The 22,148-nt window shown below is 64.4% G+C and carries 21 protein-coding genes and 1 pseudogene; 7 read left to right on the top strand and 15 right to left on the bottom strand.

Features of this window, described 5'->3' with window-relative positions; genetic code table 11:
* Positions 1-225: 225 nt before the first annotated feature.
* On the bottom strand, positions 226-873 hold the full coding sequence (locus ACK3BK_RS13535) for a DUF1345 domain-containing protein (RefSeq protein ID WP_186708991.1): 648 nt from the start codon (positions 871-873) through the stop codon (positions 226-228).
* Positions 874-1,042: 169 nt separating this feature from the next.
* Here ACK3BK_RS13535 and xerC point away from each other — a divergent pair, with 169 nt between their 5' ends.
* A complete protein-coding gene (gene xerC / locus ACK3BK_RS13530; protein ID WP_411382598.1) occupies positions 1,043-1,957 on the top strand; it encodes a tyrosine recombinase XerC in 915 nt (304 codons plus the stop codon).
* A gap of 19 nt (positions 1,958-1,976) precedes the next feature.
* Here xerC and ACK3BK_RS13525 read toward each other — a convergent pair whose 3' ends face one another.
* Complete coding sequence (locus ACK3BK_RS13525) at positions 1,977-3,167, bottom strand: type II secretion system F family protein (RefSeq protein ID WP_411382597.1); 1,191 nt, start codon at positions 3,165-3,167, stop codon at positions 1,977-1,979.
* 11 nt (positions 3,168-3,178) lie between these two features.
* The gene (gene gspG / locus ACK3BK_RS13520; protein ID WP_411382596.1) at positions 3,179-3,604 is read right to left on the bottom strand and encodes a type II secretion system major pseudopilin GspG; all 426 of its coding nucleotides are present in this window, start codon (positions 3,602-3,604) and stop codon (positions 3,179-3,181) included.
* 177 nt (positions 3,605-3,781) lie between these two features.
* Between gspG and ACK3BK_RS13515 the strand changes: the two genes are divergently transcribed.
* Positions 3,782-4,378 (top strand): lytic transglycosylase domain-containing protein, encoded by a 597-nt coding sequence (locus ACK3BK_RS13515; protein WP_186664327.1) that lies wholly within the window; start codon positions 3,782-3,784, stop codon positions 4,376-4,378.
* Positions 4,379-4,386: 8 nt separating this feature from the next.
* Here ACK3BK_RS13515 and ACK3BK_RS13510 read toward each other — a convergent pair whose 3' ends face one another.
* From ACK3BK_RS13510 to ACK3BK_RS13500, 3 genes are all read right to left on the bottom strand, one after another.
* Complete coding sequence (locus ACK3BK_RS13510; protein ID WP_186722194.1) at positions 4,387-4,983, bottom strand: hypothetical protein; 597 nt, start codon at positions 4,981-4,983, stop codon at positions 4,387-4,389.
* 90 nt (positions 4,984-5,073) lie between these two features.
* On the bottom strand, positions 5,074-5,460 hold the full coding sequence (locus ACK3BK_RS13505; protein ID WP_411382595.1) for a VOC family protein: 387 nt from the start codon (positions 5,458-5,460) through the stop codon (positions 5,074-5,076).
* 163 nt (positions 5,461-5,623) lie between these two features.
* Positions 5,624-6,484, bottom strand: a complete 861-nt coding sequence (locus tag ACK3BK_RS13500) for a CAP domain-containing protein (RefSeq protein WP_186664333.1) — start codon at positions 6,482-6,484, stop codon at positions 5,624-5,626.
* A 256-nt stretch (positions 6,485-6,740) separates the two neighbouring features.
* Here ACK3BK_RS13500 and ACK3BK_RS13495 point away from each other — a divergent pair, with 256 nt between their 5' ends.
* A complete protein-coding gene (locus ACK3BK_RS13495; protein WP_186664335.1) occupies positions 6,741-8,909 on the top strand; it encodes a TonB-dependent receptor in 2,169 nt (722 codons plus the stop codon).
* Between the two features lie 15 nt (positions 8,910-8,924).
* On the opposite strand, the gene ACK3BK_RS13490 is transcribed toward ACK3BK_RS13495, so the two are convergent.
* From ACK3BK_RS13490 to ACK3BK_RS13465, 6 genes and pseudogenes are all read right to left on the bottom strand, one after another.
* Positions 8,925-9,536, bottom strand: a complete 612-nt coding sequence (locus ACK3BK_RS13490) for a cell wall hydrolase (protein WP_411382594.1) — start codon at positions 9,534-9,536, stop codon at positions 8,925-8,927.
* A gap of 47 nt (positions 9,537-9,583) precedes the next feature.
* Positions 9,584-10,501, bottom strand: coding sequence for an AEC family transporter (locus ACK3BK_RS13485; RefSeq protein ID WP_411382593.1), 918 nt, complete (start codon positions 10,499-10,501; stop codon positions 9,584-9,586).
* A gap of 117 nt (positions 10,502-10,618) precedes the next feature.
* Entirely contained in the window at positions 10,619-11,482 is an 864-nt protein-coding gene (locus ACK3BK_RS13480; RefSeq protein ID WP_411382592.1) for a LysR family transcriptional regulator, read from the bottom strand.
* 73 nt (positions 11,483-11,555) lie between these two features.
* Positions 11,556-12,863, bottom strand: coding sequence for a substrate-binding domain-containing protein (locus ACK3BK_RS13475; RefSeq protein WP_411382591.1), 1,308 nt, complete (start codon positions 12,861-12,863; stop codon positions 11,556-11,558).
* An 84-nt stretch (positions 12,864-12,947) separates the two neighbouring features.
* Positions 12,948-13,550 carry a cupin domain-containing protein gene (locus ACK3BK_RS13470; RefSeq protein ID WP_186664345.1) on the bottom strand — a complete coding sequence of 201 codons (603 nt, stop codon included), beginning with the start codon at positions 13,548-13,550 and terminating at the stop codon, positions 12,948-12,950.
* 42 nt (positions 13,551-13,592) lie between these two features.
* Positions 13,593-15,545: pseudogene (locus ACK3BK_RS13465) on the bottom strand (FAD-dependent oxidoreductase).
* 156 nt (positions 15,546-15,701) lie between these two features.
* On the opposite strand from ACK3BK_RS13465, the gene ACK3BK_RS13460 reads away from it, so the two are divergent.
* Positions 15,702-16,457, top strand: a complete 756-nt coding sequence (locus ACK3BK_RS13460) for a class II aldolase/adducin family protein (RefSeq protein WP_186664347.1) — start codon at positions 15,702-15,704, stop codon at positions 16,455-16,457.
* 58 nt (positions 16,458-16,515) lie between these two features.
* Here the strand turns inward: ACK3BK_RS13460 and ACK3BK_RS13455 are convergent, their stop codons facing one another.
* Positions 16,516-17,913 (bottom strand): purine-cytosine permease family protein, encoded by a 1,398-nt coding sequence (locus ACK3BK_RS13455; RefSeq protein ID WP_186664349.1) that lies wholly within the window; start codon positions 17,911-17,913, stop codon positions 16,516-16,518.
* A 269-nt stretch (positions 17,914-18,182) separates the two neighbouring features.
* Here ACK3BK_RS13455 and ACK3BK_RS13450 point away from each other — a divergent pair, with 269 nt between their 5' ends.
* The 3 genes from ACK3BK_RS13450 (at position 18,183) to ACK3BK_RS13440 (ending at position 19,787) form a co-directional block, all read left to right on the top strand.
* Positions 18,183-19,070, top strand: a complete 888-nt coding sequence (locus ACK3BK_RS13450; protein ID WP_411382590.1) for an EamA family transporter — start codon at positions 18,183-18,185, stop codon at positions 19,068-19,070.
* Positions 19,071-19,130: 60 nt separating this feature from the next.
* Positions 19,131-19,451, top strand: a complete 321-nt coding sequence (locus ACK3BK_RS13445) for a YbjQ family protein (protein WP_186708985.1) — start codon at positions 19,131-19,133, stop codon at positions 19,449-19,451.
* A gap of 141 nt (positions 19,452-19,592) precedes the next feature.
* Positions 19,593-19,787 carry a hypothetical protein gene (locus ACK3BK_RS13440; protein WP_186664354.1) on the top strand — a complete coding sequence of 65 codons (195 nt, stop codon included), beginning with the start codon at positions 19,593-19,595 and terminating at the stop codon, positions 19,785-19,787.
* 86 nt (positions 19,788-19,873) lie between these two features.
* Here the strand turns inward: ACK3BK_RS13440 and ACK3BK_RS13435 are convergent, their stop codons facing one another.
* Together ACK3BK_RS13435 and ampC are read right to left on the bottom strand one after the other, a co-directional pair.
* Positions 19,874-20,209: a hypothetical protein gene (locus tag ACK3BK_RS13435; protein WP_186664356.1), complete on the bottom strand. Its 336-nt coding sequence runs from the start codon at positions 20,207-20,209 to the stop codon at positions 19,874-19,876.
* Between the two features lie 682 nt (positions 20,210-20,891).
* Positions 20,892-22,031 (bottom strand): class C beta-lactamase, encoded by a 1,140-nt coding sequence (gene ampC, locus ACK3BK_RS13430; protein WP_411382589.1) that lies wholly within the window; start codon positions 22,029-22,031, stop codon positions 20,892-20,894.
* Positions 22,032-22,148 lie beyond the last annotated feature (117 nt).

Raw genomic sequence — 22,148 nt, 5'->3', positions numbered from 1 at the left:
CCTGTGCCTGGCCTTGTCGTGAAGGGCGGGGGGACAGCGAAACTTAAACATAGCAGCTACGGCGCCAGTGTCGCGCAGCGAAGATGACAAATCGGCGAATGCATGACACAGGTCACATCCACGTGGCTCCGGCAAATCACGGGCGTCCATGGGGGCAAACGTTTTCCGCGTGGCTTGGCGAGCAACGGGCGCGAACCTGACCGACCTGCGCTTTCGGACCAGCGGTCAACTGAGCAGGCCGGCGGCGATATTGATGGTGAAACCCAGGATCGCGGTGTTGAACACGAAACTGACCAGGGAGTGGGCCAGCACCACCCGGCGCATGGCTCGGCTGGCCACGCCTATGTCCGAGGTCTGGACCGCGACACTGAGGGTGAAGGAGAAATAGTGGAAGTCCCAGTAATCGGGGTTGCGTTCGCCATCGGCGAAGCGCAGAGGGGGCTCCTTGTGGCTGTCGGTGTAGAACAGCCGCGCGTAGTGCAGGCTGAAGATACAGCCGATCAACAGCCAGGATCCGGCCACGGTCAGGCCGGTATACAGGTAGTGCAGGGCCTGCGCGCTGCCGTGCAGGCCGCGACTGGACGCCAGTTGCAGGGTCACGGCGACCAGGCTGGCAATGGCTGCAATGCAGACGGTGAACAGGACCAGGCCTGCGTTTTCGTCCTCGACATTGGCGACCTTGCGCACGGTTTGGGATGTAGCGCGCCAGGTCAGCCACAGCACCAGCGTTAGGTACAGCCAGACACCGAGGTTCCAGCCTGCGAGAAAACGCTGCGTCCAGTCGTCTGCGGGGATCAGCCAGCCGCCGAGCAGGCCGACAAGCGTGGCAAGGGTCAGGCGTGGGTGGGTTCGGGTCAGGCGGTGGAAAGCCATGGGCGCTCGGCGGTGGTCTGGGTTGTCTTCCACTTTAGCCTGCACCAGGTGGTGTTGTGTCGCCGCGCGTTCGATCCGTGGTCGATCATCAGGTACCATCCGCGTTCGCCATCGATAAAAGCCTTGTGTATCAAGGTGATGACTCGTTTCACGCTACAGGATCCACGTTTTGACCGATTCCCTGCACAATCCCTTGCTGCAGTACCTGGCGCGCCTGGCGCCCTCCAGCCAGTTGACCATGCGCTATATCCTCCAGGATGCCGCCGACCGGCTGGGGTTCGCCGATTGCGACATCGCCGCGGTGCCCTGGCACCTGATCGAACCTGGCCACGTCATTGCCCTGGTGGCAGCCTTGCGTGCCGATGGTTTTGCACCCAATACCTCTTCGCTGTACGTCAACGCGGTGCGCGGGGTGATGAATGAGGCCTGGCGCCAGGGGCTGATCGACCACGAGCATCTACTCAGGATTCGCGAGGTCAAGCCTGCGAGCGGCACGCGCCTGCCACCCGGGCGCAACCTGCGACGCAGCCTGATCCGTGAGCTGATGGAAGTCTGCGCTGCCGATCCGCGGCCGCAAGGTGTGCGCGATGCGGCGATCATCGCCTTGCTGTACGGCACCGGGATGCGCAAGTCCGAGTCGGTGGACATCGACTTGTGCGATGTCGACTTCCACGAACACAGCCTGCAGGTGCTGGGCAAGGGCAATCGGCAACTGGTCAAGTACGCCCCGGCCTGGGCCTTCGACAAGCTGCAGGCCTGGCTCGAGCTGCGCCGCGCGCAGTTGCCGGAGGGCGCGGCGGACGATCCCTTCCTCTTCAACCGGATTCGCCGGGGCAGCCATATCACCCGTGCGCGCATCACCAAGCATGCGATCTACTACATCGCCCGCCAGCGTGGCGCGCAGGTGGGAGCCAAGATCATGCCGCACGATTTTCGCAGGGCGTTCATTACCCGGGTGATCGAGGAGCACGACCTGTCGATTGCCCAGAAGCTTGCCCACCATGTGAACATCCAGACCACCGCAGGGTACGACCGACGTGACGACAACGAGCGGCGGCGGGCAGTGGAGCGCTTCGACTATTGAGATCGGCGTTGTGCCCCGCTCAATGAATGCTCGAGGCCAACTCGAAGATCGGCATGTACATCAGGATCACGATCAGCCCGATCAGCAGCCCGATGAAGGTCATCAGCAGTGGTTCGAACAAGCGCACGAACCACTCGACCCAACGACCGATCTCCTGGTCATGGAAATCGGCGCAACGTTCGAGCATCTGCCCCAGGTTCCCTGATTGCTCGCCCGCCCGCAGCAGACGCAGCGACACCGGCGTGACCAGCCCGCCAGCCTCCAGCGCCGCCGACAAGGCTAGCCCTTCGCCCACCTGCCGCGCTGCACGCTCCAGCCCTTCGCCTGCAGCGCTGCCGAGCAGTCCGCGCGCCATCCCCATTGCGGTCAGGATCGGAATGCCACCCTGCAGCAGGATCCCCAGCGAACGATAGAACCTCGCCAGCTCGTACATCAGCAAGCGCTGGTGCAAGGCCGGCAGGCGCTGCAGTTGGCGGTTGGCAACGCGGCGCACACGCGGGTGGCGGCGCAGCAGCACCAGGGTGAGGATGCCTGTCAGTGTGCCGAGCCCCAAGGGCAGTTGCTGGGCATGCAGAAACAGGCCGACCTTCATCAGCACCCGCGACAGCCACGGAAGTTCGCTGCCCATGCCCTCGAACACCAGGCTGAAGCGCGGCACCACATAACCGAGCAGAAACAATACGACCCCACCTCCGACCAACAACAGCAACAAGGGATAGACCGACGCGCCCACAAGCTTCTGGCGCACCAGGTCCAGGCGCTGGCGATAACTGATATAGCGGCCGAGGGCATCACCCAGGGCTCCGGTGCGCTCGCTGGATTGCACCAGCGCCACATAGAGCCCGGGGAAGATCCGGGGCTGCTGGGCCAGCGCCTGGGACAGCGAACGGCCTTCGTACAGCTGGCTCACCAGTTGGCCAAGCACCTTGCGCGCCGGGGCGTTCGGCGCCTTTTGCGCCAGGCTTTCCAGGGCGTCGATCAGGGACAGGCCGGCGTCGAGCAGAGTCCCCAGCTCCTGGCTGAACAGCACCAGGTCGAAGGGCTTAGCGCGCCGCCAGTTGCCATGCGACCAGGACAACCCCTGGCGTTGCAGGCTCACTACCCGCAGCCCCTGGTCCTGAACCTGGCGCCGGGCATGCTCGGCATCCTCAGCTTCGACCTGCATTTGCACGATACCCTGCCTGCCGAGGGCCTTGAGGCTGTAGCGCATGGCGAATGCCCTCACTGCCAACTGGTGACTTCGGCGTTTTCGCCGTCACCACCGGGCTGGCCGTGCTTGCCCATCGACAGCAGATCGTACTCGCCACCGTTCTCACCCGGCTGACGATAGATGTAAGGGCGGCCCCAAGGGTCTTGGGGCACGGCCTTCTGCAGATAAGGGCCGGACCAGCGCGCCTCGCCACCGGGGGCGGTGACCAGCGCCTGCAAACCCTGCTCGCTGCTGGGGTAGTGGCCCACCTCGAGGCGGTACAGGTCCAGTGCCTTGCCCAGCCCTTCGATCTGCGCCCGGGCAACCTTGGCTTCGGAGCGGCCGAGCTGGCTGAAGTACTTGGGCGCGACGATGCCGGCCAGCAGGCCGAGCACCACCAGCACCACCAGAAGTTCGAGCAGGGTGAAACCACGTTGTGTGCGAATGCGGCGCTGCATGGCGATGCCCTCCGATGCGTGTGCAGGCCCCCATGCAACAGCCGTGCACGTCTGCCTTGCGGCCTTGTGGCATGCGGCTCAGGCAAGCGGCACGCTGCTTGCGTGAGAGCTGCAGGGCCCGGGTTTTTCGGGGCATTTCCCCCACATCGGGGGGGGCACGGCGGGGAGACGACCGACATGCGTGGACTCATCCTTGGCTTGATCGGGCTGCTGGCAGGTGCGGCCCAGGCTGACGTGTACATCTCCATCGGCGCGGGTGGCACCTACGTGCTGTCCAACGTGCATCGACCGGGGCGCCAGTATGAGCGGGTCATCAGCGAGACCCGCCCCCAGGCCGGCCCTCTGGAGGCGCAACTGTTGACTGGGCGCCCCTACGCTGACCTGGTAGCGGATGCGGCCCGCCTGCACGAAGTGCCCCAGGCGTTGCTGCATGCCGTGATCAAGGCCGAGTCCGGCTACAACCCCAAGGCCCGCTCGGCCAAGGGGGCTGCCGGATTGATGCAATTGATGCCCGATACCGCCCGGGAGATGGGGGTCAAGGACGTCCTCGACCCCAAAGACAATGTGCAGGGCGGGGCGCGCTACCTGAAGCGCATGCTCAGGCTGTTCGACAACGACATCACCCTGGCCGTGGCAGCCTACAACGCCGGGCCTGACGCGGTGATCAGCCGTGGTCGCGTGGTGCCGCCCTTTGCCGAAACCCGGCGCTATGTGCCCAACGTGCTGCGCGACTACCGGCGCCTGCAGGGGCTCGCCGAGGGTGGGGCGTGGTGAGCGGTGGATCAGTGCGGGATGACGGAGGGCACTTCGCCGCCCAGCGAAAAGCGATAGCCAATGTCGATATCGGGGGCTGGCCGGTGGCAGTGGGTGCGACTGAGCAGGAACTCGAACGCCGGCTCGTACAGCCCGTCACGTACTACTGCGCCGGCAAGGACCTCGACCTGGTACCAGCCGTTGTCGAGTTCGATCATCGGTCGGCCCGGCACCTGGTAGCGGGCCATGAAGTCGCCAAGGGTTTTGTTGGTGAAGTGCTGCAGCATGCGCCAGGTGAACAGCATCAGCGCGCGGTTCTCCACGTGCAGCACGTAGCCTGCGCGGCGGTGTGCCACGCGACTGCCGGCTTCGAGCAGGGCCGGGGTTCGTTCGTCAAGGCTGAAGATGATGCGGTAGGGCAGGTTATCGATGCCTGCCAGGGGCAGTACCACGCCTTCGAGCACGGCGCGGTCGCCGCTGTCGGTGTCGGTGCGGGGGTGGGTGAATTCGTGGGCAAGGTCGTCGGGTAGCGCGTTGTCATCCTTGAAACGCGCCAGTCGCTGGATGTCGCCGACGAGGAAATAGTCGACCAGGTCGTTCAGGACTTCGCTGAATTCGTAGCGCATCGGATTTTCCTTGTTCTATGTGCGCTGGCGGGTAAACAGAATGTAGCGGATGCCGTGAGGGCTGTCGCCTCTGCCGGCAGTCCGCTGTGATCAATGGCGTTGGGCGATCTGGATCAGGTTGCCACAGGTATCGTCGAACACCGCCACGGTGACAGGCCCCATTGGCGTAGGCGGCTGGGTGAACTGCACGCCGCCGGCGCACAGGCGCGTGTACTCGGCCTGGATGTCACGCACGGCGAAGGAGGTGGCCGGGATGCCGTCGGCCTTGAGCGCGGCCTTGTAGGTTTTGGCAGCCGGATGAGCGTCGCGCTCGGGCAGCAGCTCGACACCATTGGGGTCGTTGGGGGAGGTGAGGGTGAGCCAGCGGTACTGGCCCATCGGGATGTCGTGTTTGGGCTGGAAGCCCAGAACGTGATGATAGAAAGCCAGAGCCTTGGCCTGGTCGTCGACGAGGATGCTGGTGACTACGATCTTCATAGGCTGCACCGTTCCTGAGGGTCGTAGCGTTAAGTAAAGACGCTGCGCGCCATTTGACCAGTCTGATGGCGGGGCGAGGCACCCTTGATCCTATCTGCAGGAGCGGGGGGCGGCGCTCCGACTTGACCCGCGATGGGGCGCGCAGCGGCCCCATGCATCCGCCTTACTGCGGCGACCCGAACAATGCCGTCCAGTAGATCCCCGCATCGCTCTTGGGATCTACGGCATAGGCTGCGCCCAATTCGCGGTAATCCGGGTTCATCAGCGTTGCGCAGTGGCCAGGGCTGGCCAGCCAGCCATCGACCACCTTGCGTGGCGTATCGCGGCCGGCAGCGATGTTTTCGCCGATCTGCTGATAGAGATAGCCGGCAAGCTCGGCCCGATCACCCGGCGTGCGGCCGTCGCGGTCGATGTGGTCGAAGAAGTTCTGGTTGGCCATCGCCCGCGTGTGGTTGGCGGCGACACCGGCCAGCGTGGTATTCCAGCTCAGGGCCGCTGCTGCTGCGAAAGGCTGCCCACCGCATTGGCGCGGTATCTTGCGCGCGGCGTTGACCTCCTGCAGCAGTTTCTGGCCTTCGGCTTGCCAGTCGCCGAGGCGCCCGCTGAGCAGCGGGCGTGCCAGCACGATGCGCCAGTCGCGGCCTTCCTGGCTGACACCGATATCCACGAACTGCGGGTCGAGCACCACCTGGCAGAAGCTTTCTTCGATGGCGCTCATCGCCGCCTTGGCATCCCGTGGCCCGGACAAGCTGATGGCCTGGACATTGACCATGGGGTAGGCGGCACGGGTCATGGCCTGCTGCAGGTCGCGGGTGCCTTCCGGCGACAGCGCCAGACGGGTGTCGCTATTGAGCGGCGGCAACTCCAGCGAACCTGCGTCGCCGCAGCGCTGGGCCTGGCTGCGGTAGGCATTGATCGACTCGATCAGTTGCGCTTCGTCGCCGCTGATCGCCAGGGCACTGGTGGAAATGACCAGGCCGAGTGACAGGGCGCCAAGGCAGGCAACAGATGACAGGACGCGCATCAAGAATCTCCCTATGACTGGCAGCGACCTCGTGTTGGCGCTGCCCATCCTACACAAGCTGCAGGCTTTTGGCCTCGTCTTGTGCGTTGCAGTAAACCACCGACAACCGATTGTTGCGGCAAAAGAGGCAGTAGACCGGCGAAGGGCGAAAAAGTGCAATTGATTGGAAATAATTCGCAATATCCATTATAAACACGACTCAATCGCAATCATGCATGCCAGGAAGGCGCTCCATTCACTTCATCGGGAGCCTTTCATGGCACGTTCCTGTCCTTTTCGTCCGACCCTGCTCGCCCTCTGCTGTTCCCTTGGCGTAGCCGCCCATGCCGCTGATGCGCCGCTGGAGCTCGACGCCACCGCGATCAACGCCGATGCCGTCAAGGCGCCTCGCACCCAGTTGCCGGAGGCCTTCGCAGGTGGGCAGCTGGCCCGTGGCGGGCAGATGGGCGTGCTGGGCAACCAGGACATGATGGACGTGCCGTTCACCATGACCAGCTACACCTCGCAGTTGATCGAGGATCAACAGGCCGAGGACATTGGTGATGTGCTGCTCAATGACCCCTCGGTGCGCCAGTCGTTCGGCTTTGGCAACCAGTCCCAGGTCTTCGTGATCCGCGGCCTGCCGTTGAGCGGCGACGACGTGTCGTTCAATGGCCTGTACGGCGTGCTGCCACGGCAGATGATCTCCACCGACGCGGTAGAGCGGGTCGAGCTGTTCAAGGGCCCCAATGCGTTCCTCAACGGCGCCAGCCCCACTGGCACCGGCCTTGGTGGCAACGTCAACCTGCAGCCCAAGCGCGCCGGCGACACGCCGACTCGTCGTTATACCCAGGACATCAGCAGCGATGGGCGCATCGGCGAGCACCTGGACATCGGCCAGCGTTTCGGTGAAGACAACCGTTTCGGCGCGCGCCTGAACCTGTCCCAGCGTGAAGGCGAAACCGCCGTGGACGACCAGGACCAACGCAGCAAGCTGTTCGTTGCAGGCCTGGACTATCGTGGTGACCAACTGCGCCTGTCGGCCGACATCGGTTACCAGAAGCAGCGCGTCAATCACCTGCGCAACTCGGTGCGCCTGGGCTCGGCGGTGACCAGCATCCCGCGTGCTCCGAGCGCCGATCACAACTACGGCCAGGATTGGTCGTGGACCGAGACCGAGGATACCTTCGGCATGCTGCGCGGCGACTACGACTTCAACGAGAACTGGAGCGGCTACATCAGCGGGGGCGTCAAGCACACCCGCGAGAACGGTTTCTATGGCACGCCGGTCCTCACCAACGCTGCCACGGGCGCCGCGACCATCGGCGGCTCGCAGATCCCGCACAACGAAGACAACACCAGCCTGATGGCCGGGATCAACGGCCGCTTCCAGACGGGCCCGGTGAGCCACCAGTTGAATCTCGGTGCCGCGAGCATCTGGACCCAGCAGGAAAACGCCTACGTCTTCTACAGTTCGCAGAACACGAATATCTACAACACCAGCCCACTGCCCAAACCGACAACGCCTACGCTGGTCGGCGGCATGCTCGACGACCCAGGTGTGACCGGCAAGACCCGCAACCGCAGCCTGGCGCTGTCCGATACCGTGGGGCTGTTCGACGACACGCTGCTGCTCACCGCTGGCGTACGCCGCCAGCAACTGCGTGTCGAAGGCTATGCCTACCGCGGCACGGGTGTGGACGCCGGGCGCACTGCGTTCTACGACGAAGCGGTCACCACACCAGTGTATGGCATCGTCTACAAGCTCAACCCGTCGGTCTCGTTGTACGCCAACAGCATCCAGGGCCTGGCCCAGGGCGCCACGGCGTCGGGCCAGGTGGTCAACGTCGGTGAGGTGTTCCCACCGGCCAAGACCAAGCAGATCGAGGCGGGCATCAAGTTCGACCGCCAGACCTACGGTGCCAACCTGGCGGTGTTCCGTATCGAGCGGCCCACCGATGGCTACGTGCAGGGCAACCTCTATGTGCAGGACGGCGAGCAGGTCAACAAGGGGATCGAGCTCAGCGTATTTGGCGAGCCGGTGCCGGGCCTGCGCCTGATGGCCGGTGGCACGCGCATGGACACGGAGCTGAAGAACACCCAGAACGGCACCAACGATGGCAACAAAGCGGTGGGGGTCCCGACCTTCCAGCTCAATGCCAGCGTCGACTGGGATGTGCCTGGGCTCGACGGCGTGGCGCTCAATGCCCGCATGCTGCGCACCGGCGGGCAGTACGCCAACCCGGCCAACACCCTCAGCCTGCCGACCTGGAACCGCTTCGACGTGGGCGCGCGCTATCGCTTCAAGGTGCAGGAAAAAGACATCACCTTGCGCATGAACGTCGAAAACCTGACCGACAAGAACTATTGGGCCTCGGCCAACGGCGGTTATCTGACCCAGGGCGACCCACGGCTGGTCAAGTTCTCCGGGACCATCGATTTCTGATGGCCCGTCGCCTCGCTATCGCGCCAGTGCCTGGTTGGGCTTGTAGAAGATGAAATGCGTGGTCTGCGCTGTGCGCCGATAGGCCTTGGCCCAATCTGGCCGCACAGTGCGATCATGGAAGTACAGCGCCCCCGCGGTGCTGTCCTGCAGCTGCTGGTTCAATGCCTTGCGCGCGATTTCCTTGGCGACCTCGTAGCGCTCCTTTTCCTCGACCTGGTCAGGGCGCCCGTCACACCACCAGGAGAACTGGCAGCTCTTGCTCTCGACGCCTTGCTTGACCACGCCGCAGATGGTGTCGGGGAAGCCGTCCTTGCCCAGGCGGTTGAGCACTACACTGGCCACTGCGCTCATGTCTTGCTCGTCAGCGCCCTTGGCCTCCCAGTAGAGGGTGCGGGCAAGGCAGGTGATGCTGTCGTCCAGCGGCGCTTGCCCGGCCGGATCCACGGCCTGCACCTCGGTGGGGGTGATCTTCTCCGGCGCCTTGGGTGGCGGGGAGTCGTTTACCACTTTCTGTTCCAGCGCCTGGGCCTTGTCTTCAGCGACTGCGGCCTTGGCGCTGTCGGCGGCATGCAACGGGCCTGCAGGCAGGGCCAGGAACAGGCTGATGACCATCCACGAGTGGCGCATGATCGGGCTTCCGCGTCAGTGAGCTGATTACATTCTAGCCAGTGGTTTCAACTCAGTGTGAGGCTCAGCATCAATGGCAGGGTGACCGCTGCGGCGACGGTCTGCAAGGCGATGATGGTCGCCATCAGCGGCGCGTTGCCCCCCATCTGCCGGGCCATGACGTAGGACGACGACGCGGTGGGCAGTGCCTGGAACAGCACGGCCACCACGGCGGCCTGGCCGCTGAGGCCGAGCAGGCGACACAGGCCGAAGGTGGTCAGTGGCATGACCAGGAACTTGAACGCCGAGGCGGCCACCAGTGGTTTGACCTGCTGACCCATCCGCGCGCCGCCCAGGGCCGCTCCGACGCACAGCAAGCCGAGGGGCAGGGCGGCCTGGCCAAGGGCCTTGACCGTCGGCTCCAGCCCCGCCGGCAGGCCAAGCCCGGTGACCCGCAGCAGCAGGCCACCCGCGCAACCTACGATCAACGGATTGGCGAAGATCGCCCGCAGCACGGTCAGTGGCGAGCTGTGGCGAGCACTGAAACGGGCGAATACCAGTACGCAAAGCAGATTGACCAGCGGCACGATCGCCGCGTTGGCCACGGCCGCCAGGGCGATGCCGGCGCTGCCGTAGATGCCCGCCGCCAGGGTCGCGCCAATGTAGTTGTTGAAGCGTATGCCACCCTGGAACACCGAGGTGAAATCAGCACCATCGTGGGCTGCCGCGCCCTGGTAGAGCACCAGCAGCAGCGCGCCTGCGAGGGTCGAGAGCATCAGCACCCCAACCATGCCGAACACCGGTACTCCGTCCAGGTTGGCGGTGGCCAGGCCATGCAGGAACAGTGAGGGCAGCAGCACGTAATAGCTCAGGCGCTCGGCGCCGGGCCAGAAACCCTCCGCGAGAAAACCGCGCACCCGCAACAGGGTGCCCAGGGCGATCAGCAAGATGATGGGCACCAGGGTGGTGAGGAGCAGAGGCAGCATGGTTGCGGTTCCGTGGTCGGGTACCGGCACAGGTTAGCGAGGTGAGTCAGCAGAAAAAAACGTTGTTTTCTGCATTCACCGTTGAGAAAAACTGCATGGTTGTAAACAGTTGCCTGATCAACTGCCCAGGGCGGTCTTGAGTACCGCGCTCAGGTGCCGGCGTTGGCTCTTTTCATGTTCCAGCAACACCACGTGGCGGCTCAGTTGCGGCTCGCCAAAAGGCAGCACCGTGGCGGGCGGCAGCCGTTGCAGGTCGTCGTCGCTCATCGGGATGATCGCCACCCCGAGGCCCATTGCAGCCATGCGTGCCAGGGCCTCCTGGCTGTCCAGCTCCATCTGTTCGCTGACCTGCAAATGCTGGCGGCGCAGTTCCTGTTCGATCTGCCGACCGGCCCAGGCGCGTTTGTCGAAGCGCAGGAACGGCTGGTTGGCGAGTAGTTGCGCCAGGCTTTGCCCAGCCAGGTCGGGGCTGGCCACGGCCCAGAAACGGTCGGAGAACAGCGGACTGAACTGCAGGCTCTGCGGGTAGGGGCTGACCGGTTCGGTGGTAATGGCGGCGTCCAGCTCACCGTCCTCGATCCGCCGCGCCAGTTCCGCGGACATGCCCGAGACCACGCTGATGTGCAGTTGCGGATGGTGCGCCTTGATCCACACCAGCGCCTTCGGCAGGCGCCGGGCGAGCACGGTATGGATCGCACCGATACGCAGGCGTCCACGCAGGCTCGGGCCGCTGGCCAGGGTATCGGCCAGCTCGTCGTAGGAGGCGAGAATGCTTTCGGCGCGCGCTACGGCCAGTTGCCCGGCTTCGGTGAGTATCACCTGGCGACGGCTGCGGTCGAACAGCGGCACTTGCAGTTCGTCTTCGAGTGTCTTGATGTGCAGGCTTACCGCCGAAGGGGTCAGGCTCAGCAGGTCGGCGGCGCGGGCGAAGGTGCCGTGGCGGGCGATGGTGACCAGGGTACGCAGGGCTTTGAGGGACACGCGACGGTTCTCCTGCACGGGAATGCCCGGCACGGTACGCGTATCGCGCCTCCTGGGGCAAGCGCCAGGCAGGTCAGTAGACCCACACCTCCACCCGGCGATTGCGCAGGCGCCCCTGTTCCAGGTCGTTGTCGGCTACCGGCAGTTCATCACCCATGCCGGTGACATCCCGGATCTCCACGCCGCTGCGCGCCAGTTCACGGCGCACGGCCATGGCGCGCAGGCGCGAGAGCAGGGCGGCGCGGCCGGGCGTTTCCTTGGGGTCGCCAAAGCCCACCAGTACCGTTTTGTCATGCAGTTTGCCGACCTGGCGCAGATAGTCGCTGACCCGCTGCACATCGCGCAGGGCCTTGTTGTCGAGGCTGGCGCTGCCCTCCTGGAAGCGGAAGTTGACGCTCAGCCGCCGGGCCTCCGCAGCCAGGGCACGGTATTGCGCGGGCATCTCGGCCTGCACTGCGACCGGCACTGCCTTGACCTGCTGCGAGACGAAACCCTGAGCGGCGACAATGGCCTGCCCGGCAGGGCCCTGGGTGAATTCAGCCAGCGCCCTGGCCTGGTCGGTCGCTTGGGCCGGCAGGTAGAAGAACAACCGCCGCGACAGCGGATAGTCTTCGCTGGCCACGCCAGCGGCGGTTGGCAACAGGGCCGGTGCATCGCCTTCGGCGATGGCCAGCAGCTTGGCGCCATGCACTGTGGTCAGGCTGCTGAAACCGATGGCCGCGGGATCGGCCTTGACCCGTTCGGCCAAGGCATCGCCGGATTCGAAGCGTTTGGCCCGTGGCGAGAGCTCCAGTGCCCGTGGTTGCAGTACCAGCGCGCGAAAGGTTTCGAAGGTGCCGGAGCGATCGTCACGGGAGTACAGGTGAATGGGGCCGCCCGCTACACCGAGTTGTTCCCAGCGTTGGATCTGGCCGGAGAAGACCTGGGCCAGTTGCGCGGTACTCAACTGCTGCAGGCGGTTGTCGGGGTGCACCATGACCGCAACGCCGTCCAGGCCGATCACCTGCTCGCTGGCCGCGCTGCGCAGGTCGCCCAGGCGCTGCAGTCGCAGCACTTCCTGGTCGGAAATCGGGCGCGAGGCGGCGGCAAGGTCGGCTTCGCCACTGTCCAGGGCACTGAAGCCGGTGCTGGAACCATGGGCGGCGATCGTGATCAGCAATGGCTGACCCTGGGCGTCGCGGGCACGGATATCAGTCTCGTTGGGCTGTTTCCCGCGCTCGCTGCGGATGTCTTGCGCACCTTGGCTTTGCAGCAGCCCACGCACCAGCGCAGGGCCCAGCGCCGCGCCGATGGTGTTGGAGCCCTGGATACGCAGTGTGGCTGGCTCCGCCTGAGCCAGCAGGGGCAGCAGGCAGAGCAGAAGAGCGAGTGGGCGGGGCATGCCGGGATCCTTGAGGCACAGATATGTCCGGCAGATTACGACAGCGGTGTGAATGAAAAATGACGGTCAGGCGCAGGCCAGCGGTCAGAAGGTGGGCGGCGTGATCACCCAGATGACCACCGTGTCCACCTCGCCAGGGTTGCCATAGCGGTGCGGCTCCTGGCTGGGAAAACTGAAGCTGTCGCCTTCATCGAGCAGGAAGTGGCGCTCTCCCACCCACAGCTCGAAACGCCCTGACAACACATACCCGGCTTCCTCGCCTTCGTGGCTGTAGCTCTCCTGGCTGTAGGCGCCCGGCGGGAAGCGCGAATGCAGCATCTCCAGCTGGCGGTTGGGCTGCGGGGTGAGCAACTGGTCGACCACGCCATCTTCGTAATGCACGCTCAGACGGCTTTGCCTGCGCACCACGAAGCCCTGGTCCTCGGGCGCGGTGCTGGCTTCGCTGGCGAAGAACCACTGGATGGTCACCCCCAGGCTGCGGGCGATATTGAACAGCGCTGGGATCGAGGGGTATGACAGGTTGCGTTCCAGCTGGCTGATGTAGCCGGCGGTCAACTCGCTGAGGCGGGCCAGCTCCGCCAGGGTCATGCCGCGGCGCTTGCGCAGGCCGCGGATGCGGGTGCCGAGGAACTGCGGCGCGGCGGCACCGCCTTCGGCGAGTTGCGGGACGAGGGGGCGCTGGCTCATCGAGGGTCGGTCCATCGGTAAAAACCGGGAGTATGACCAGCCTCAGAGCGACCAGGCAACCGCCAGGCCGTCATGGATTGCCTCTTCAGCTGTTCGTGGAGCCAAGCAATCGCCGATGCGCCGTACTTCGACCAGCCCGGCCAGTTCCTGGGCCAGGGTGTCGACAGGCTGGTGACCGAGGCACAGCACCAGGGTGTCGATCTGTTCGAAGATCATGGGTTCGCCACTGGCGGTGTGCTGCAAGTACACGGTGTTGTCGTCGGTGCCATAGAGGCGGGCGTAGGGGGTGATGGGGATACCCAGGCGGTGCAGTTCGCCGGCCATCTGGTCACGCACGTAGAGCGGCAGGCTCTCGCCGCAGTGAGTGCCATTGACAGCCAGTTGCACCTGATGACCTTCGCGCACCAGGCGTTCGGCGATGCCTGGGGCGATCCAGTCGCAGCGCCAGTCCAGCACCAGCACCGAGCGCCCCAGGGCGTGCTCGTTGCGCAGCACCTGCCAGGCATCCACCACCTGCAGCTCGCCGCTGCGCTCAAATGCAGGCCAGTAGGGGGTGGCACCGGTGGCCGCGATCACCAGGTCTGGCCGTTCGCGCTCGACCAGCGCGCGGTCTACACGGGTATTGCGTACCACCTGCACCCCTGCCAGTGCCAGTTCGCGCTGCAAGTTGGTGCTGGCGCCGCCGAACTCGCTGCGCCGTGGCAGCAGTTGCGCCAGCAGCACCTGGCCGCCGAGCTGCGGGCCCGCTTCGTACAGCGTCACTTCATGGCCTCGGGCGGCGGCGACGATGGCCGCCTTCATGCCTGCCGGACCACCGCCAGCCACCAGGATACGCTTGCGCTGCGGGGCCGGTGTGACGGTGCCGTACTGCAGTTCACGACCGGTTTCCGGGTGCTGGATGCAGGAGATCGGCAAGCCACGATGGAAGTGGCCGATGCAGGCCTGGTTGCAGGCGATGCAGGCGCGCACGTCCTCGACACGGCCTTGTTCGGTCTTGGCCGGCATTTGCGGGTCGCAGATCAGCGCACGGGTCATGCCGCACACATCGGCCTGGCCACGGGCGAGAATCAGTTCGGCTTCCTGCGGCTGGTTGATACGGCCAGTGACGAACAGCGGGATGTCCAGGCGCGCCTTGAAACTACCGGCTTCGCGGGCCAGGTAGGCCGGTTCGATGGCCATCGGTGGGACGATATGCACCGCGCCACCCAGGGTCGCCGAGGTGCCGGCGACGATGTGCAGGTAATCGACCTGATTCTGCACCGCGATGGCGGCCGCCAGTGATTCGTCTTCGCTCAAGCCTTCGCTGTCACGCTCGTCGGCACTGATGCGCAGGCCGACGATGAACTGTTCGTCAGTGGCTGCACGCACCGCTGCCAGCACTTCGCGCAGAAAACGCAGGCGTGCTTCGAGGTCGCCGTTGTAGCCATCGATACGACGGTTGACGCGAGGATTGAGAAACTGCGCGGGCAGGTAACCGTGGCTGGCCACCACTTCGACGCCGTCCAGCCCGGCCTGGTGCAGGCGCCGGGCTGCACTGGCGTAGCCCTGGACGATTTCGTCGATCATGGGCTGCTCCAGGGCGCGCGGCATCACGCGAAAGCGCTCGTTGGGCACCGCCGAGGCCGAGTAGGCCACTGCCAGCAGGCCATCGGCCGATTCCATGATCTCCCGGCCGGGATGGAACAGCTGCGACAGCACCACGGTGCCGTGTGCGTGGCAGGCCTAGGCGATACGTCGGTAACCGTCGATGCAGGCATCGTCGGTGGCCATCAGCACATGCGAGGTGTAGCGCGCACTGTCGTGAACCCCGGCGACCTGCAGCACGATCAGGCCGGCGCCGCCCTCGGCGCGGGCGCGCTGATAGGCGACAAGCTTGTCGTTGACCAGATTGTCGGTGGGCAGGCAGGTGTCGTGACCACTGGACATGATGCGGTTCTTCAGGCGTTTGCCACGGATCTGCAAGGGTTCGAACAGGTGAGCGAAGGCAGTCGACATGCGTACGAGCTCCAGCGTGCGTTCTTGTTTTTTTTCATGGAAGTGTACCTTAAGTAAAAAATCAACTTGTTTTTTTACTTTGGCAGGACTAGCGTTCGGCTCATCCCTTCGTACTGGGATAAGCTCGTCCCCACAAGAACAACCCTGGATGACACCATGCACCCCAGCGAACGTACCCTGCGTGAGGAACTGGCCGCCTGTTATCGGCTGATTGCGCATTTCCGCATGACGGACCTGATCTTCACCCACATCTCGGTGCGCGTGCCCGGCCCCGAGCATCATTTTCTGATCAACCCCTATGGCCTGCTGTTCGAGGAAATCACCGCGTCCAACCTGGTGAAAATCGACCTGCAAGGGCGTGCCGTGGAGGCGTCGCCGTACCCGGTCAATCCGGCTGGCTTCGTCATCCACAGCGCCATCCACGGCGCACGCGAGGATGCCCAGTGTGTGTTGCACACCCACACCCGTGCCGGGTGCGCGGTGGCGGCGCTCGAGTGCGGGCTGCTGCCGGTCAACCAGATCTCCATGGAGTTCTACGGCAAGGTCGCTTACCACGACTATGAGGGTGTCGCCCTGGACATGGACGAGCAGCAGCGACTGGTCGCCGACCTCGGGGACAAGCCGGTGATGATCCTGCGCAATCATGGGCTGCTGACGGTGGGGCGCACGGCCGGCGAGGCGTTTCTGCGCATGTTCTACCTGGAGAAGGCCTGCGAGATCCAGTTGGCGGCGCAGAGTGCCGGGAAGGTGGTGCTGCCATCGCCCGAGGTCTGCGCGCATACCGAGCAGCAGTTCAATGCTCCGGCGAGGCCGCTCAAGCCCGGTGAGCTGGCGGACCCGGATGCCATGGGGCTGGCCTGGGGGGCGCTGTTGCGCTTGCTGGAGAAAGTGGCGCCGGATTATCGGGACTGACGGCAGAAGCGGCTTTTTGTAGCGAAAGGCCGCTTCTGCAAAAGACCGGTGTCGTCGGTCAATGTGCCTGGGGTTCGATCAACTGCGCCGGCGCTTGCCTGGCCTTGCCACGGGCAACCCAGTAATACAGCACGCTGGGTACCACCAACCCGATCAGCCACGACACATCGACACCGCCCAGGTGCGCAACCATGGGCCCGGTGTACAGCTTGGTGTCAATGAAGGGCATCTGGATCAGCACGCCGATGCTGTAGACGATGATGCCGGGCCAGTTCCAGCGGCCATAGCGCCCGTCGGGATCGGCCAGGGCAGGGATGTCGTAACGCTCGCGGGTAATGAAGTAGTAGTCCACCAGGTTGACCGCGCTCCAGGGCACGAAGAAGGTCAGCAGGAACAGGATGAACGACTTGAACGCACTCAGGAACGAATGCTGACCGAGCAGGGCCACCAGCGTCGCAGCACCCACGATGCCGAGCACGAACAACAAGCGCTGCAAGCGACTGATCTGCAGGCTGCCGCGAAAACCGCTGATGATCGTGGCGATGCACATGAAGCTGCCGTAGCTGTTCAGGGTTGAGATGGTCACCTTGCCGAAGGCGATGGCGAAGTACAGCAGCGCCGCGGTGGTGCCGGCGCCACCCAGGCCGACGATGTAGGCCACTTCACGCCCCGAAAACTGACCGCCGGCAATCGCTGCGGCGAACACGCCGAGGATCATCGATGCCTGGGCGCCGATCACCGAGCCCAGGCCGGCGGCGAGGAAGGTCTTGAGCGGCGACGTGTTGCTGGGCAGGTAGCGTGAATAATCGGCGACATAGGGGCCGAAGGCGATCTGCCACGAGGCGGCCAGCGACACCGCCAACAGGAACGAGGCCCAGCTGAAGTGGCGGTTGTCGAGCAGTTGGCCGATATCGGCGAGCATCAGGATACGGCTGAACAGATAGACGAACGCAATGATTCCCAGCACGCTGGCGACACGGCCGATCCAGTGGATCACGCGGTAGCCGGCGAGGGTGGCCAGTACGATCACGCCAGCGAAGATCAGGATACCGGCACTGTCGCTGACACTGAGCAACTGGCCGATAGCCTGGCCCGACAGCACCGTGCCGGTGGCAGTGAACCCCAGGTACATCAAGCACACCAGCACCATCGGGATGGCGGCGCCATAGACGCCGAACTGCACGCGGCTGGAGATCATCTGCGGCAGCCCCAGTCGCGGCCCCTGGGCGGCGTGCAAGGCCATGACCGCTCCGCCAATCACTTGGCCCAGCAGCAGGCCGATCAGCGACCAGAACACATCACCGCCAAGCACGACGGCGAGGGCGCCGGTCACGATGGCGGTGATCTGCAGATTGGCTCCCAGCCACAGGGTGAACTGGCTGTACACGCGTCCGTGGCGTTCAGCTTCGGGAATGTAGTCGATCGAGCGCCGCTCGATCACGGGCTTGCTGGACATGTGGGGCTCCGCTTGTTTGTTGTTGTAGGGCGGGGAGGGCATCCAGAGGGATGACTCTGCTCTTATGTCATCATGTATATACAAGATGGTCAATGCGCAGGCATCGACTTTTGGGATAGCGAAAAGGTCACTGCAAAACCATCCACCACTTGCATAAACAGCTGACTGTTGCGCAACCCTAGGCCGCAACTGTGCTGGTCGCTGGCGAAGGAATACCCTTATGCTGTAACGAAATATGTCGTGAAATGCCTGATAGAAGGAACACCGCAATGCCAGTCAAGGACCTGCTGATCGCCCTGGTGGTGATCATTGCCTGGGGCGTCAACTTCGTGGTCATCAAGGTCGGGCTCGACGGCCTTCCGCCCATGCTGCTCGGCGCCTTGCGTTTCATGCTGGTGGCCTTTCCGGCGATCCTCTTCATCAAGCGCCCGAACCTGCCCTGGCGCTGGCTGATCGCCTATGGCGCGACCATCTCCCTCGGGCAGTTCGCCTTCCTGTTCCAGGCCATGTACAGCGGCATGCCTCCGGGGCTGGCTTCGTTGGTACTGCAATCGCAGGCGTTCTTCACCTTGGGTTTCGCTGCGCTGTTTCTGGGGGAGCGGTTGCGCCCGGCCAGTGTGCTCGGGTTGCTGGTGGCGGCCGGCGGCCTTGCGGTGATCGGCAGCGAAGACAGCAGTCATGTGCCATTGGTGGCGCTGCTGTTGACCCTGTGCGCCGGCGCCATGTGGGGCATGGGCAATATCATTACCCGGCGCTTTGGCTCGGTGGACCTGGTGGCCCTGGTGATCTGGGGCGGGTTGATCCCGCCGCTGCCGTTCCTGGCGCTGTCGTGGTGGTTGGAGGGGCCGCAGCGCATCGGTCATGCGCTGGCCAACATCGGCATGAGTTCGGTGCTGGCGTTGCTCTACCTGGCGCTGGTCGCCACCATGCTCGGCTACAGCCTGTGGAGCACATTGCTCTCGCGTCACCCGGCCGGCAAGGTCGCGCCATTTTCGCTGCTGGTGCCGGTGATCGGCCTGAGCTCCTCGGCCTGGCTGCTCGACGAGCGCCTGAGCGCCGCACAGGGTTGGGGGGCGCTGCTGGTGATGCTGGGGCTGCTGATCAATGTCTTCGGGCCCCGCCTGGGCCAACGCCTGCGAGCTGCCAGCGCGCAGTAACCTGTCGAACGCGAGGCTCTGTTAGCATCTGGGGTTTTCCAGAACCACGGAGCCGTGCCCATGATCATTTCCACCACCAGCCAGCTCGAAGGTCGCCCGATCAGCGAGTACCTCGGCGTGGTCAGCGCCGAATCGGTGCAGGGCGTCAACTTCGTGCGCGATTTCTTCGCACGCTGGCGCGACTTCTTCGGCGGTCGCTCGCAAACCCTGGAAAGCGCATTGCGCCAGGCGCGCGAGCAGGCCACCGAGGAACTGCTGGAGCGGGCACGTCGCTTGCAGGCCGATGCAGTGGTGGGCGTGGACTTCGAAATCAGCATGCCGTCCGTGCAGGGTGGGATGGTCGTGGTGTTCGCCACCGGGACGGCTGTGCGTCTTAAATAGCGGCGAGGTGCCACTGGTCGGGCAAAGGTCTTTCGTCCGGGTGGTCTGCAAATGACCGGCTAGTCTCAGTTCAACGAGCCGTGTTTCTCTGGGCAAGCAGGCTGCTTGCCGACGCGGTCGCCTTTGGAGGGGAGACAGGGTATGAGCGAGTCCTATATCGAAGACCTGAACGACGCATTCCCGATCAACAGCCAGGTACGTTGCGGCCAGACGGCCTTTCACCTGGGTTTTGCCAACATGACCCTGGACGAATCCGAGCAGCTTCAGCCGGCCCACTTGCAGCGCAGCAAGAAAGGGCGCTTCACGCCACGGGTGCCCGCCAAGAAGTCATCCTGACGCCTCATTGATGCCCATCGCAGGGGCCTGCTCCGGGCATGAAAAAGCCCGGCCTTGCGGGCCGGGCTCAAGTAGCGGTGTACAACTCAGTTGAGTGGGTCGATCACCTTGACGGTCTGCTGCTCACGGGCGGCAGGCCATTCTTGTTGCAGGGTCATGAGTACGCGTTCGACGAACTGAGTGTCGGCGGCGGCCTTCTTGCCGACGTAGCCCTGGCCACGGCGGTAGACCTTGAAACGGGCGCACATGCTGTCGGGCATATGCAGGTCGGATTCGTCTTCGACGGTGTTGGCCGGCAGGCGGTCGAGGCGGACCTCGCCAGTCTGGCTGACCCACAGCAGGTGGTCGTCGAGGCTGTCCTTGCGTGCGGCGAACAGCTGAGCCAATTGGTCGATCGTAGGATTGTTGTTCAAGTTCATCATAAAGCCCCCATTACCCATTCGTTGGTGATTTTCACAGTTGGCGCCACAGCGGTGTAGCGCTCTACCAAGGCTGCTACAGCAGCATCGCAACAGGGGCTTTCTCACGCTGCCTTTTGGACAGTTTCCCTCTCCACGGACGGCCTGCGTTACCGCGCAGGCCGTCTGGAACACCCTTGCCACCGCTCCCGATCAGGGAGACGGCCTCATCATGCACAAGGCTGGGGAAGGGCGTCAATGGGTTTGTAGTGAAAATTTTTAGTCACTACATCTTGTCGGACAATCCTGCTTTTTCAGGGGGGGAGCGTGTACTCAAGGTCATCCCTTTCAAGGTGTTCGCGTGCGATTGTGTGAGGGCTGGCAGGGGCTTGCCTGAAGCTGTTCAGCGTCTGTGAGATCGAGCGCCGCCCGCGCGGCGCTTCGCGGGCAAGCCCGCTCCTACATTTGTTTCGGGCCAATGAATTCTGTGGCATTTTCGCGCGACCCCTTTAGCGCACGGCGCGTTACCGAGTCGTACACACCAGGCGTCGAGCGCCTATGGCACAGGCATAACTGGCCCGAAACAAATGTAGGAGCGGGCTTGCCCGCGAAGCGCCGCGCGGGCGGCGCTCGATCTCATAGACGCTGAAAATCTTTCGGCGAACCCCTCTCAGCCTCTACGCAAACACCTTGAAATGCATGGCACTCAAGGCGCTACGGCAGACAGGATCGCGTGGGCTGCGCGGACCCGTTCATCGTTGGGGTAATTGCGATTGGCGAGCAGCGCGATGGCGACCCCCTTGGCAGGCACAAAGGCGACGTAGGCACCGAACCCGGTAGTGGCCCCGGTCTTGTTGTACCAGTACGCCGGGCCGGCCGGTTGTGCGGGTTGCAGCCGTGTAGCGATTTGCGGCTCACGGATCATCTGCACACCATTGCCCTTGATCAGGGTGTCGAGTGCGACCGGGTAGGGGTAGCGTTCCCAGCCCAGGCCCTGGGTCATGTCGCCCACCTGGAAGTAGCCGCCGTGGGTGATGGCGATCGCCTTGGCCATATCCGCCGACAATCCCCGTGGATCGAGTTGCGCGCGCAGGTAGGTGAGCATGTCGGTAGCGCTGGTCTTGATGCCGTAGGCTTCGTCGGCGAAGGCGCCAGGGCTTACGCGAATCGGGCGCTCATTGGCGTCGTAGCCCTGGGCGTAGTGGCCGCGTTCTGCTGCCGGGACCTGCAGGTAGGTGTGCTTCAGGCCTAGGCCCGGGAGCAGGCCTTGCTGCATCAGTTCGGCGAACGGGCGCTTCTGCGCCTGCGCCGCGAGGTTGCCGAACAGTCCCAGGCTCGGATTGGAATAGCAACGGCGGGTGCCGCGCTCGGTTTTCTGCTGCCATTGCTGGAGGAACACCAACGCCTGCGCGTCGTTGGCCACCGCGTCGGGGAACTGCAAGGGCAGGCAGTCGGCACTGTAGGCGCCCAGCTCCAGCACGCTCGCCGTACCCAGGTCCGACTTCGCCAGCGCTGGCTGGTAGCGGCTGGCCGGGGCATCGAGGTCGAGCTTGCCTTGGGCGCTGGCCAGGGCGACGAGGGTGGCGGTATAGGTCTTGCTCACCGAGCCGACCTCGAAAAGCGTGTCGTGGGTCACAGGCCGGTTGTCGTCCTTGTCGGCCACGCCGTAGCTGAAGTAGTGCGCCTGGCCGTTGGCGTAGACCGCCACGGCCATGCCGGGAATGTGTTGTGCCTGCATCAGTGGCTGGACGATGGCGTCGACCTGGCGTTGCAGGTCGTCGGCCAGCGCAGGGGGGGCGGACACCGCCAGGGCCAGGGTGAGCAGGACGGGGCGTAGGCTGTACATCGATAGGTTTCCTTGCCTGGAAGAGGGCCAATGTCCGTTCAGCGACACTGGCGGGGGTTCCGGCGTTAGCGCCGAGAGAGCGCAGACCTTATCGTCAGGCCTTGCACCATGACAAGA

Source organism: Pseudomonas sp. L7 (assembly GCF_046605565.1).
GTDB lineage: Bacteria > Pseudomonadota > Gammaproteobacteria > Pseudomonadales > Pseudomonadaceae > Aquipseudomonas > Aquipseudomonas wayambapalatensis.
The sequence above is the reverse complement of the archived record's forward strand: the minus strand, read 5'-3'. Positions and strand labels throughout refer to the sequence as shown.

Excerpts from the sequence above, each read along its gene's own strand:
- ACK3BK_RS13500 (WP_186664333.1), bottom strand. The coding sequence starts at position 6,484 with ATGCGCGTCCTGTCATCTGTTGCCTGCCTTGGCGCCCTGTCACTCGGC.
- ACK3BK_RS13475 (WP_411382591.1), bottom strand. The coding sequence starts at position 12,863 with ATGCCCCGCCCACTCGCTCTTCTGCTCTGCCTGCTGCCCCTGCTGGCT.
- ACK3BK_RS13470 (WP_186664345.1), bottom strand. The coding sequence starts at position 13,550 with ATGAGCCAGCGCCCCCTCGTCCCGCAACTCGCCGAAGGCGGTGCCGCC.
- ACK3BK_RS13435 (WP_186664356.1), bottom strand. The coding sequence starts at position 20,209 with ATGATGAACTTGAACAACAATCCTACGATCGACCAATTGGCTCAGCTG.
- gspG (WP_411382596.1), bottom strand. The coding sequence starts at position 3,604 with ATGCAGCGCCGCATTCGCACACAACGTGGTTTCACCCTGCTCGAACTT.
- ACK3BK_RS13445 (WP_186708985.1), top strand. The coding sequence starts at position 19,131 with ATGATCATTTCCACCACCAGCCAGCTCGAAGGTCGCCCGATCAGCGAG.
- ACK3BK_RS13515 (WP_186664327.1), top strand. The coding sequence starts at position 3,782 with ATGCGTGGACTCATCCTTGGCTTGATCGGGCTGCTGGCAGGTGCGGCC.
- ACK3BK_RS13440 (WP_186664354.1), top strand. The coding sequence starts at position 19,593 with ATGAGCGAGTCCTATATCGAAGACCTGAACGACGCATTCCCGATCAAC.
- ACK3BK_RS13525 (WP_411382597.1), bottom strand. The coding sequence starts at position 3,167 with ATGCGCTACAGCCTCAAGGCCCTCGGCAGGCAGGGTATCGTGCAAATG.
- ACK3BK_RS13495 (WP_186664335.1), top strand. The coding sequence starts at position 6,741 with ATGGCACGTTCCTGTCCTTTTCGTCCGACCCTGCTCGCCCTCTGCTGT.
- ampC (WP_411382589.1), bottom strand. The coding sequence starts at position 22,031 with ATGTACAGCCTACGCCCCGTCCTGCTCACCCTGGCCCTGGCGGTGTCC.
- ACK3BK_RS13460 (WP_186664347.1), top strand. The coding sequence starts at position 15,702 with ATGCACCCCAGCGAACGTACCCTGCGTGAGGAACTGGCCGCCTGTTAT.
- ACK3BK_RS13450 (WP_411382590.1), top strand. The coding sequence starts at position 18,183 with ATGCCAGTCAAGGACCTGCTGATCGCCCTGGTGGTGATCATTGCCTGG.
- ACK3BK_RS13535 (WP_186708991.1), bottom strand. The coding sequence starts at position 873 with ATGGCTTTCCACCGCCTGACCCGAACCCACCCACGCCTGACCCTTGCC.
- ACK3BK_RS13455 (WP_186664349.1), bottom strand. The coding sequence starts at position 17,913 with ATGTCCAGCAAGCCCGTGATCGAGCGGCGCTCGATCGACTACATTCCC.
- ACK3BK_RS13490 (WP_411382594.1), bottom strand. The coding sequence starts at position 9,536 with ATGCGCCACTCGTGGATGGTCATCAGCCTGTTCCTGGCCCTGCCTGCA.
- ACK3BK_RS13505 (WP_411382595.1), bottom strand. The coding sequence starts at position 5,460 with ATGAAGATCGTAGTCACCAGCATCCTCGTCGACGACCAGGCCAAGGCT.
- ACK3BK_RS13485 (WP_411382593.1), bottom strand. The coding sequence starts at position 10,501 with ATGCTGCCTCTGCTCCTCACCACCCTGGTGCCCATCATCTTGCTGATC.
- ACK3BK_RS13510 (WP_186722194.1), bottom strand. The coding sequence starts at position 4,983 with ATGCGCTACGAATTCAGCGAAGTCCTGAACGACCTGGTCGACTATTTC.